The organism is Spirillospora sp. NPDC000708 (assembly GCF_040299565.1).
GTDB lineage: Bacteria > Actinomycetota > Actinomycetes > Streptosporangiales > Streptosporangiaceae > Spirillospora.
The window spans coordinates 1-10,067 of record NZ_JBEPCJ010000169.1 but is presented as its reverse complement, the minus strand read 5'-3'; the positions used below and the strand labels follow the sequence as shown (position 1 = coordinate 10,067).

Here is a 10,067-nt window from a genome sequence, read left to right as displayed (position 1 = left end):
GTCCTTTGCTGTAGTGCCGCTGTTTACTTCCTGGTCGTGGCGCGCCCGCCCCCGCCCCCCCGGCCGCCCCCGGGGGGGGCCCCGCCGGCCCCCGGGGGGGGTGGTGGATTGCGTGGGGGGGCCGCCCGCCCCCCCCCGCGCCCGGGACGGACGGGCACGGCGGGGCACGGCGGGCGTCAACCGTTGATGTTGATGTTGACGTTCGTGTTGTGGTCGCCGCAGCAGTGGTGGCAGCCCCCGGCGATGGCCGCGGGCGCGGCGGCGGACGCCGTGGAGGCCGACGCGGCCGTGGAGAGGCCGAAGAAGCCGGCGAGCAGCGCGGCGACGGTCAGGACCAGGGCAGAGAGAAACTTCCGCATGATCATCCCTTTCGTTCGTTATGCGGCGGTCGCCCCGCGATGGTCCCCTTGCGGGCACTCTCTGTAACGTCACCATCGCCATAAGTAGGCAAAGGCGCGGCGGGTCAGTACGACTTGGGCAGCCCCAGCGAGTGCTGCGCGACGAAGTTGAGGATCATCTCCCGGCTCACCGGCGCGATCCGCATCAGCCGGACGACCCCGGCCAGCATCCCGACGCCGTACTCGGTGGTGAGGCCGTTGCCGCCGTGGGTCTGGATGGCCTGGTCGACGCAGTGGATCGCGGCCTCGGCCGTCGCGTACTTCGCCATGTTCGCGGCCTCGCCGGCGCCCATGTCGTCGCCCTCGTCGTACAGCCAGGCGGCCTTCTGCCCCATCAGCCGGGCCAGCTCCAGCTCGATCTTGGCGGCGGCGAGCGGGTGCGCGAGGCCCTGGTGCGCGCCGATCGGCGTCCTGAAGACCTGCCGGTCCTTGGCGTAGGAGATCGCCTTGCCGAGCGCGAGGCGGCCGATCCCGGCGCCCATCGCCGCCGCCATGATCCGCTCGGGGTTGAGGCCGGCGAAGAGCTGCAATAGGCCGCCGTCCTCGTCGCCGACGAGCGCGTCGTAGGGCAGCCGGACGTCGTCGAGGTGGCAGATGAACTGCTTCTCCGGCGACACGATCTCCATGTCGATGGGAGTGAAGGTGAAGCCGTCGGTACGGGTGGGAACGATGAACAGCGACGGCCGCAGATTGCCCTTCTGGTCCTCGGTGCGGCTGACGAACAGCACCGCGTCGGCCTCGTCCACGCCGGAGATGAACGTCTTCTGCCCGTTCAGCACCCAGCCGTCGCCGTCGCGGCGGGCGGTGGTGGTGATGCGGTGCGCGTTGGACCCGGCGTCCGGCTCGGTGATCGCGAACGCCATCTTCACCGACCCGTCGGCGAACCTCGGCAGCCAGTGCTTCTTCTGCGCCTCGGTGCCGGACCGGGCGATGATCGTCGCGCAGATCGCCGGGGAGACGACCATCAGCAGCAGCGGGCAGCCCGCCGCGGCGAGCTCCTCGCAGACGGCGGCGAGGTCGCCGATGCCGCCGCCTCCGCCGCCGTACTCCTCCGGCACGTTGACGCCGAGGTAGCCGAGCCGCCCGGCCTCGGCCCACAGCTCGTCGGTCTTCTCGCCGGCGCGCGCCTTCTCGACGTAGTACGACGAGCCGTACTTGGCGCCCAGCTCGGCGACCGCTGCGCGCAGCGCCTGCCGTTCCTCGGTCTCGACGAAGCTCATTCGGGGGTTCCTTCCACGGAGATGACGGCGAGGACGGCGCCGGACTCGACCTGCCGCCCGGCCTCGACGTTCAGTTCGGCGACGGTCCCGGCGGCGGGGGCGGCGATGCGGTGCTCCATCTTCATCGCCTCCAGGACGACGAGGGTCTGCCCCTCGGCGACGGCCGCGCCGGGCTCGGTCTCGACCCGCACGACCGTCCCGGGCATGGGGGCGAGCAGGGAGCCGGGCGCGACCTGCGCGCTCGGGTCGGTGAAGCGCGGCACGGCCCGCAGCGCGACGGCGCCGAGCCGGGAGTCGACGAACACCTCGTCTCCGGAGGCGGCGACCGCGAACGTCTCGCGCAGCCCGTCCCGGTCGAGGACGACGCGGTCCGGTCCGGCGCTCACCAGCGCCGTTCCCGGGCACAGCTCGCTGACCAGGCCGTCGCGGCCGAGGCGGTAGTCGACGTCGACCGTGCCGTGCGGGCCGTCGAACGACCGGCGCTGCGGCTGCGACCGGACGTTGCGCCACCCGGACGGCAGCCCGCCGAGCACCCCGGCGGACGCACGCTCCCGCGCCGCGCCGGCGAGGGCGGCGGCCAGCGCGGACACCGCGACGGTCTCCTCGCCGGCGAGCGGCGCGGCCAGGGCGTCCAGTCCGATCCGGTCGAGGTAGCCGGTGTCGGTGTCCCCGGCCAGGAACGCCGGCTCCTCCAGGATGCGCACCAGCAGGTCGCGGTTGGTGGTCAGGCCGTGGACGCGGGCGCCGCGCAGCGCGGCCGCCAGGCGGCGCGCGGCGGCGGCGCGGGTCGGCGCCCAGGCGATGACCTTGGCGAGCATCGGGTCGTAGTGGACGCCGACCTCGCTGCCGCTCTCCACGCCGCTGTCGAGCCGCAGCCCGCCGGACGGCGGGACGGCGAACGCCGCGTCCACCCCCGGCACCTCGAAGGTGTGCAGGGTGCCGCTCGCGGGCCGCCAGTCGTGCGCGGGGTCCTCGGCGTACAGGCGCACCTCGATGGCGTGCCCGCGCGGCTCCACGCCGTCCTGCGGGAGGGCGCCGCCCTCGGCGCACTCGATCTGCATGCGGACGAGGTCGACCCCGTACACGCATTCGGTGACGGGGTGCTCGACCTGGAGACGGGTGTTGATCTCCAGGAAGTAGAAGCGGCCGTCCGGCGCGAGCATGAACTCGACGGTCCCGGCGCCGACGTACTCGATGGCGCGGGCGGCGTTCTCCGCGGCCGTGCACAGCGCGTCGCGCAGCGCGTCGTCGACGGCCGGCGACGGCGCCTCCTCGATGATCTTCTGGTGGCGGCGCTGGATGGAGCACTCCCGCTCGCCGAGGGCGACGACGGTGCCGTGCGCGTCCGCGATGATCTGCACCTCGATGTGGCGGGCGCTCTCCAGCAGCGGCTCGCAGAACACGGTCGGGTCGCCGAACGCCGACTCGGCCTCGCGGCGGGCGCCGGCGACGGCGTCCGGCAGCTCGTCCAGGGTCCGGACGATCCGCATGCCGCGCCCGCCGCCGCCCGCGGACGCCTTCACCAGCAGCGGCAGGTCGGCGGCGGTGACCTGCGCGGGGGCCAGTTCCGGCAGCACCGGCACCCCGGCCGCCGCCATCAGCTTCTTCGCCTCGATCTTCGAGCCCATCGCGGCGATCGCGGCGGGCGGCGGCCCGATCCAGGTCAGGCCCGCGTCGAGGACGGCCTGCGCGAACGCGGCGTTCTCCGACAGGAACCCGTAGCCGGGGTGGACGGCGTCGGCGCCCGCCCGGCGCGCCGCGTCCACCACCTTCGCGGCCGCGAGGTAGGTCTCGGCGGGCGACGCCCCGGGCAGCCGCACCGCCGCGTCCGCCTCGCGGACGTAGGGCGCGCCCGCGTCGGGGTCGGAGTGCACGGCGACGGTCCCGATGCCGAGGTCCCGGCAGGCCCGGAACACCCGGCGGGCGATCTCGCCGCGGTTGGCGACCAGCACAGTCTTGATCATCTGCGACTCACATCCGGAAGACGCCGAAGCCGTCGGCTCCGCGCACGGGCGCGTTGTGGACAACGGACAGGCACAGGCCGAGGACGGTGCGGGTGTCGCGCGGGTCGATCACCCCGTCGTCGTAGAGCCGGCCGGACAGGAAGAACGGCAGCGACTCGGCCTCGATCTGCGTCTCGACGAGTTCGCGCATCGCGCGGTCCTGGTCCTCGTCGTAGGCCTGGCCGCGCGCCTCGGCGGCCTGCCGCGCCACGATCGACAGCACGCCCGCGAGCTGCTGCGGCCCCATCACCGCCGACTTCGCGCTCGGCCAGGTGAACAGGAACCGGGGGTCGTACGCCCGGCCGCACATGCCGTAGTTGCCGGCGCCGTACGACGCCCCCATCACGATGGTGATGTGCGGGACCCTGCTGTTCGCCACCGCGTTGATCATCAGGGCGCCGTGCTTGATGATCCCGGCCTGCTCGTACTCCTTGCCGACCATGTAGCCGGTGGTGTTGTGCAGGAACAGCAGCGGCGTGTCCGCCTGGTTCGCGAGCTGGATGAACTGCGCGGCCTTCTGCGCCTCCGCGCCGAACAGCACGCCCTGCGCGTTGGCGAGGACCCCGACCGGGTAGCCGTGGATCCGGGTCCAGCCGGTGACCAGGCTCGTCCCGTACAGCGGCTTGAACTCGTCGAACTCCGAGCCGTCCGCGATCCGCGCGATCACCTCGCGCGGATCGAACGGGATCTTCAGGTCCTCGGGGACGATCCCCGCCAGCTCCTCCGCGTCGTACCGCGGCTCCTCGACGGGGCCGGGCGCGGGGCCGAGCTTGCGGTGGTTGAGGTTCTTGACGATCTGCCGCCCGATGCGCAGCGCGTCCGCCTCGTCCGCGGCCATGTAGTCGGCGAGGCCGGACGTGCGGGCGTGCATCTCGGCGCCGCCGAGCTCCTCGTCGTCGGCCTCCTCGCCGGTCGCCATCTTCACCAGCGGCGGCCCGCCGAGGAACACCTTCGCGCGCTCCTTGACCATGACGACGTGGTCGCACATGCCCGGGATGTACGCGCCGCCGGCGGTGGAGTTGCCGAACACCAGCGCGATCGTCGGGATCCCGGCGGCCGACAGCCGGGTCAGGTCCCGGAACATCCGGCCGCCCGGGATGAAGATCTCCTTCTGCGTCGGCAGGTCCGCGCCGCCCGACTCGACCAGGTTGATCACGGGCAGCCGGTTCTCCAGCGCGATGTCGGACGCGCGGAAGCTCTTCTTCACCGTCCACGGGTTGCTGGCGCCGCCCCGCACCGTCGGGTCGTTCGCGACGATCATGCATTCGACGCCCTCGACGACGCCGATGCCGGTGACGACGCTCGCGCCGACCGGGAAGTCGCTGCCCCAGGCGGCGAGGGGGCTGAGCTCCAGGAACGGCGAGTCGGGGTCGAGCAGCAGCTCGATCCGCTCTCTGGCCAGCATCTTCCCGCGCTTGCGGTGCCGGGTGACGTACTTCTCGCCGCCTCCCTCCAGCGCCTTGGCGTGCTCGGCGTCCAGCGCCGCCAGCTTCTCCAGCATGGCCGCGCGCCGCTCCCGGTACTCCGGGCCGCCGGTGTCGAGCGTGCTCTTGAGGGTCAACGGACTCCCTCCGGGTTCTCGATGTTCTCCGCCGCCGGAGCCCCGGCCTTGGCTTTGGCCCCGGCTCCGGCCTCGGTCCTGGCCTCGGCCTGCGGGGCGAGCAGGGTTTCGGGCACGTCGGCGAGGCGGGACCGCAGCCACTCCCCCAGGGCCTTGCCCTGCGGGTCGAACCGGGTCGAGGCGGACACGCCTTCCTGCAGCAGGCCCTCGACGACGAAGTTGACGGCCCGCAGGTTCGGCAGGACGTACCGCCGGACGCGGTGGTCGCGGGTCTCGGGCATCAGCTCGTTCAGCCGCTCGACGGTGAGGAAGGGCTCCAGCCACCGCCACTGCGCGTCCGTGCGGGCCCAGACGCCGATGTTGGCGTCCCCGCCCTTGTCTCCGCTCCGCGCCCCCGCGACGCGTCCCAGCGGGACCCGCACCGTCCGCCCGGCGGGCGGGGGCGGGTTTTCCACAGAACGCGATTCGACTTCCCGGGCGCGCCCGGCGGGCTGGACACTGGAAGTGGGGTCGCCCCCCTGGGCGGGCGGGGGCCGCCTCCCATGCGCCTCAGCTTCCGGTTCCTCCGGCGTCCCGGCGCCCGGCTCCTCCCCCATCCCGGCCCTCGGCTCCTCCGGCGTCCCGACGCCTGGCTCCGCGACGACCGGCGCGGCGGGGATCGGCACGCGCTTCCCGTCGGGCAGGACGGCGACGTGCTCGACCTCCCCGTTGGGCACGAACGCCGGCTTGCACACCCCGTACGGGCCGCCCTTCCCGGGCGGCGACGTCATCGTGAACCCGGGGTATCCGGCCAGCGCCAGCTCCACGACCGCCCCGCTGAACCGGCGCCCCACCTTCTCCGGGTCCGGGTCGAGGACGGCGCACCGCAGCAGCGAGGTCGCCGCCCCCTGCGAGGCCGGATCGGTCGCGGGGGCACCGATGAGCGTCCACTCGACGCGGGCCGGCGGCGCGTCGCCGAACGCGGCCTCGAGCTGGGCCTTCGCGAACGCCGCCTTGGCCTCGATGCCGAGTCCGGTGAGGACGAACGTCATCTCGTTGCGGTGACCGCCGAGGTGGTTCAGGCACACCTTCGTCGTGGCGGGCGGCGGCGAGCCCTCGACCCCGCCGATCCGCACCCGGTCGGGGCCGTCCTCCGCCAGCTCGATGGTGTCGAAGCGCGTGGTCACGTCGGGGCCGGCGTAGGCCGGCGCGCCGATCTCGTACAGCAGCTGCGCCGTGACGGTCTCGACGGTCACGGCACCGCCCGTCCCGGGATGCTTGGTGATCACGCTGGAGCCGTCGGCATGGATCTCCGCGAGCGGAAAGCCCAGTGGCTTTACATTGTAGATTTCTTCAAAGAAGGCATAGTTGCCGCCGGTCGCCTGCGCCCCGCACTCCAGGACGTGGCCGGCGGCCGTCGCCCCGGCCAGCGCGTCCCAGTCGTCGCGCGCCCACCCGAAATGCGCGGCCGCCGGCCCCACGACCAGCGACGCGTCCGTCACCCGTCCGGTGACCACCACGTCCGCGCCGGCCCGCAGGCACTCGGCGATGCCCCATGCGCCGAGATAGGCGTTGGCGGTGAGCGGGTCACCGTAGCGGGGATCGGCCAGCCCCAGCTCACGGGCGCGCGGCAGCAGGTCGTCGCCCTCGACGTGGGCGATCCGCACGTCGACGCCGAGCCGGCCGGTCAGCTCGCGCAGCCGCTCGGCGAGCCCGCGCGGGTTCAGCCCGCCGGCATTGGTGACGATCGTGACGCCGCGCTCGGCGGCGAGCCCGAGGGACTCCTCCATCTGCCGCAGGAAGGTGGACGCGTACCCGGCCCCGGGGTCCTTCATCCGGCTCCGGCCCAGGATCAGCATCGTCAGCTCGGCCAGGTAGTCGCCGGTGAGGACGTCCAGGGGACCGCCCTCCAGCATCTCCCGCACCGCGCTGAAACGGTCGCCGTAGAAGCCCGAGGCGTTACCGATCCGCAAGGGTCGACTCATGGCCAGCACCCTGCCAGCCCGCCCTGAAAAAATCAATCGCGCTTGATTGTTTTTCGGCGGCAGGATTTGGTTGACTGGAGGGCCACCCGAGCCGAGGAAGAGATGACCACGCAGGCGATCCCCCGAGAACCGCAGCAGGACCGCAGCCGCGCGACCCGGCGGCGCCTCCTCGAGGCGGCCGTCGACTGCCTCGCGTCGATCGGCTGGGCCGGCACCACGGTCGCCACCGTCGCCGAACGCGCCGGGGTGTCGCGCGGCGCCGCCCAGCACCACTTCCGCACCCGCGAGGAGCTGGTCACCGCCGCGGTCGAGTACGGCTCGGAAGTGCGGATGGCGCAGATGCGCGAGCGCCTGGACGCGCTCGCCGACCGCCGGCCGTCCACCCTCGACGTCGTCACCCTGCTCGGCGAGATGTACACCTCGCCGCTGTTCCGCGCCGCGCTCCAGCTGTGGGTCGCCGCCAGCTCCGACGAGCAGCTCCGCGCGCAGGTCCTGCCGCTCGAGGCCCGCGTGGGGCGCGAGGCCCACCGCCTCACCGTCGAAGCCCTCGGCGCGGACGAGTCCGTGCCCGGCGTCCGGGAGACCGTGCAGGCCACTCTCGACCTCGTCCGCGGCCTCGGCCTCGCCGACCTGCTCACCGACGACTCGGCCCGCCGCGGCGGGCTCCTGCGCCAGTGGGCGGCGACCCTCGACATGGCCCTGTCCGCACGCTGAACCCCGCGCCCGGCCGTCGCTGACCGCGAAGTCGACGGCCCGCCTGCCCGCTGGGAGACTTGACCGGCACACCGGACGATCATCGAAAGGGCGGGAATGCTGCATCTGCTGAGGCTGGAGTACACCGAGTCGGAGGAGGCCGCCGGACCCCACGTCAAGGATCACGTGGCGTTCCTCGACCGGCATCACGCCGCCGGCACCTTCCTCGTCTCCGGGCAGACGGTCCCGTCCGAGCAGGGCGGCCTCATCATCGCGGCGGGCATCGACCGCGCCACCGCCGAGAAGATCGCCGGCGACGACCCGTTCGTGCGCGCCGGCGTCGGCCGCTACACCATCACCACGATCGTCCCCGGCCGCGCCCACCCCGCCCTCGCCGAGCTGCTGGCGCCGTTCGGTTCATGACCGGCGAGGCTCTCCAGGACTTCCGTCCCGGCGACGTCCTCCGGATCTCCTGCCCGTTCACCGACGCGACCGTCACCGCCGTCCATCCCTACACCGTCGCCGTCCGCTGGCCATGGTGGCAGGTGGACCCCGACAGCGACTTCTTCCACTGGAACGGCGACGTCGCGCTCCCCCGCGGCTCCTCCCTGGACGCGGAACACCAGTTCTTCACGACGGTCCCGGACGCCGACGCCCTCGCCGCCGGCGACCGCTGCAAGGTCGGGATACCGCCGATGATCGTCCACGTCATGTCCGTCGAGCACTTCGACCCGCCGCTGGAGACGGGGCGCCTCCCCCGCCCGCACCGGCACGTCGTCGTCCTCCACCACGGCGAATCCGAGGACCCTGACGCGGAGTACCAGGGATACGTCATCGACCCCGACGACGATCAGCCGATCGCCATGGACCTCGTCTTCCGCCCGTACGCGTTCCTGCGCCCCGACGACGAGTTGGCCGACGCCGCCGGACGCGCCTGGCGCTTCGTCGCCCCCTGGGACTGGCGCCCCTTCGACGGCGGCACCGGCACCCCCGCCTGGCCGCTGACCCTCCTCCACCGCGACGGCGCCGAACCGACGGCCGGGTCGATCAACGCCGTCGCCCAGGCGACCTCCACGGGCTCCCACGCGGAACAGCTCGCGCAATGGCAACGCCTGACGGGCGCACATCCACCCGAACGCACTCAACCCACCTCTGGGTGAAGGACGCCGCGCCGGGCCGTACTCATCTCGTGTGCGCATCCAGAGCATCGATGATCACAGGCCAGAGCTCGCGGGGACGGTCATGCCCCATGTCGGGAATCAGCAGGAGCTTCGCGCCGGGCACGAGTTCAGCGGTGCGCCGGCCGCCGCTGGGATCGATGAGCGTGTCGTCCAGGCCGTGAATCACCAGGGTCGGCACCCGGAGCTCCCGGAGGGCATCGGCACGTGAACCGCTCAGGATCATCGCTCCGAGCTGACGCCCGACGCCGGCGGGGTAGTAGGCCCGGTCATAGGAGGCAGCAGCCAGCTCCCGCAGTGCGGACGCGTCGCCATAGCGCTTGGAGGCCCACACCAGTTCCCGTTCCGCCGCCGCGACATATCCGTCCCGGTCCTGGGGCTTCGGAGCGAAGAGCACCGCCCTGGCCTCGGGGCTGGATCGACCGTACTCGTTCTCGCCCGTCGACGACATCATCGACGTCAGCGTCAGCACCCGTTCCGGCCGGGTGATGGCCATCGTCTGGGCGATCATTCCGCCCATCGAGGCTCCGACGACGTGGGCCCGCTCGACGCCGAGCGCGGTCAGGAGCCCGAAGCCGTCGTCGGCCATGTCCTTCAACCTGTAAGGGACCATCGCCACCGCGGAGGCGATGTCCCCCGAACTCACGGCACCGATGAAGCGCCCCATGTCGACCGGATGATCGTCGAACCTGGTCGACAGCCCGCAATCGCGGTTGTCGAACCGGATCACATAGCGGCCACGAGCCGCCAGCGCACGGCAGAAGTCCTCATGCCAGGCGATCATCTGAGCGCCGAATCCCATGACGAGCAGAACGGGGGCGTCAGCGGGATCGCCGAAGCCCTCGTAGGCGATGGACACCCCGGGCGACACGTCGGCGATCGGCATATCCGCAGCCTGCCAGGGCCGGCGGCTGGAGCGCATCTCAATATCCCGTGACCCCGGGCCGATGCAGATGGAAATGCGAAAGGCCCCGCCGTGAACGGCGGGGCCTTCCTCACAAAATGTCCGGCGGTGTCCTACTCTCCCACACAGTCTCCCATGCAGTACCA

Annotated in this window: 9 protein-coding genes; 3 read left to right on the top strand and 6 right to left on the bottom strand. The window is 72.6% G+C overall.

Annotated features, from left to right (window positions below; all coding sequences use genetic code 11):
• Positions 1–176: 176 nt before the first annotated feature.
• From ABT299_RS51190 to ABT299_RS51170, 5 genes are all read right to left on the bottom strand, one after another.
• On the bottom strand, positions 177–359 hold the full coding sequence (locus ABT299_RS51190) for a hypothetical protein (RefSeq protein WP_190854401.1): 183 nt from the start codon (positions 357–359) through the stop codon (positions 177–179).
• 104 nt (positions 360–463) lie between these two features.
• Positions 464–1,618 carry an acyl-CoA dehydrogenase family protein gene (locus ABT299_RS51185; RefSeq protein WP_190854403.1) on the bottom strand — a complete coding sequence of 385 codons (1,155 nt, stop codon included), beginning with the start codon at positions 1,616–1,618 and terminating at the stop codon, positions 464–466.
• Positions 1,615–3,582 carry an acetyl/propionyl/methylcrotonyl-CoA carboxylase subunit alpha gene (locus ABT299_RS51180; RefSeq protein ID WP_500255301.1) on the bottom strand — a complete coding sequence of 656 codons (1,968 nt, stop codon included), beginning with the start codon at positions 3,580–3,582 and terminating at the stop codon, positions 1,615–1,617. The genes ABT299_RS51185 and ABT299_RS51180 overlap by 4 nt, the downstream gene beginning before the upstream one ends.
• Before the next feature lie 7 nt (positions 3,583–3,589).
• Positions 3,590–5,182, bottom strand: coding sequence for a carboxyl transferase domain-containing protein (locus ABT299_RS51175; protein ID WP_190854408.1), 1,593 nt, complete (start codon positions 5,180–5,182; stop codon positions 3,590–3,592).
• Positions 5,179–7,146, bottom strand: a complete 1,968-nt coding sequence (locus tag ABT299_RS51170) for an acyclic terpene utilization AtuA family protein (RefSeq protein WP_500255300.1) — start codon at positions 7,144–7,146, stop codon at positions 5,179–5,181. Before ABT299_RS51170 ends, ABT299_RS51175 begins: the two co-directional genes overlap by 4 nt.
• Positions 7,147–7,248: 102 nt before the next feature.
• Here ABT299_RS51170 and ABT299_RS51165 point away from each other — a divergent pair, with 102 nt between their 5' ends.
• The 3 genes from ABT299_RS51165 (at position 7,249) to ABT299_RS51155 (ending at position 8,999) form a co-directional block, all read left to right on the top strand.
• Complete coding sequence (locus ABT299_RS51165) at positions 7,249–7,860, top strand: TetR/AcrR family transcriptional regulator (RefSeq protein WP_500255299.1); 612 nt, start codon at positions 7,249–7,251, stop codon at positions 7,858–7,860.
• Positions 7,861–7,956: 96 nt separating this feature from the next.
• Entirely contained in the window at positions 7,957–8,262 is a 306-nt protein-coding gene (locus ABT299_RS51160; protein ID WP_500255298.1) for a YciI family protein, read from the top strand.
• Positions 8,259–8,999, top strand: a complete 741-nt coding sequence (locus ABT299_RS51155) for a hypothetical protein (protein ID WP_500255297.1) — start codon at positions 8,259–8,261, stop codon at positions 8,997–8,999. The genes ABT299_RS51160 and ABT299_RS51155 overlap by 4 nt, the downstream gene beginning before the upstream one ends.
• A 22-nt stretch (positions 9,000–9,021) precedes the next feature.
• On the opposite strand, the gene ABT299_RS51150 is transcribed toward ABT299_RS51155, so the two are convergent.
• Positions 9,022–9,903 (bottom strand): alpha/beta fold hydrolase, encoded by an 882-nt coding sequence (locus tag ABT299_RS51150; protein WP_500255296.1) that lies wholly within the window; start codon positions 9,901–9,903, stop codon positions 9,022–9,024.
• Positions 9,904–10,067: the final 164 nt, after the last annotated feature.

What these genes read in the sequence shown, in the direction of transcription:
- ABT299_RS51150 (WP_500255296.1), bottom strand. Translation starts at nt 9,903, where the DNA reads ATGCCGATCGCCGACGTGTCGCCCGGGGTGTCCATCGCCTACGAGGGC.
- ABT299_RS51170 (WP_500255300.1), bottom strand. Translation starts at nt 7,146, where the DNA reads ATGAGTCGACCCTTGCGGATCGGTAACGCCTCGGGCTTCTACGGCGAC.
- ABT299_RS51155 (WP_500255297.1), top strand. Translation starts at nt 8,259, where the DNA reads ATGACCGGCGAGGCTCTCCAGGACTTCCGTCCCGGCGACGTCCTCCGG.
- ABT299_RS51185 (WP_190854403.1), bottom strand. Translation starts at nt 1,618, where the DNA reads ATGAGCTTCGTCGAGACCGAGGAACGGCAGGCGCTGCGCGCAGCGGTC.
- ABT299_RS51165 (WP_500255299.1), top strand. Translation starts at nt 7,249, where the DNA reads ATGACCACGCAGGCGATCCCCCGAGAACCGCAGCAGGACCGCAGCCGC.
- ABT299_RS51180 (WP_500255301.1), bottom strand. Translation starts at nt 3,582, where the DNA reads ATGATCAAGACTGTGCTGGTCGCCAACCGCGGCGAGATCGCCCGCCGG.
- ABT299_RS51160 (WP_500255298.1), top strand. Translation starts at nt 7,957, where the DNA reads ATGCTGCATCTGCTGAGGCTGGAGTACACCGAGTCGGAGGAGGCCGCC.
- ABT299_RS51190 (WP_190854401.1), bottom strand. Translation starts at nt 359, where the DNA reads ATGCGGAAGTTTCTCTCTGCCCTGGTCCTGACCGTCGCCGCGCTGCTC.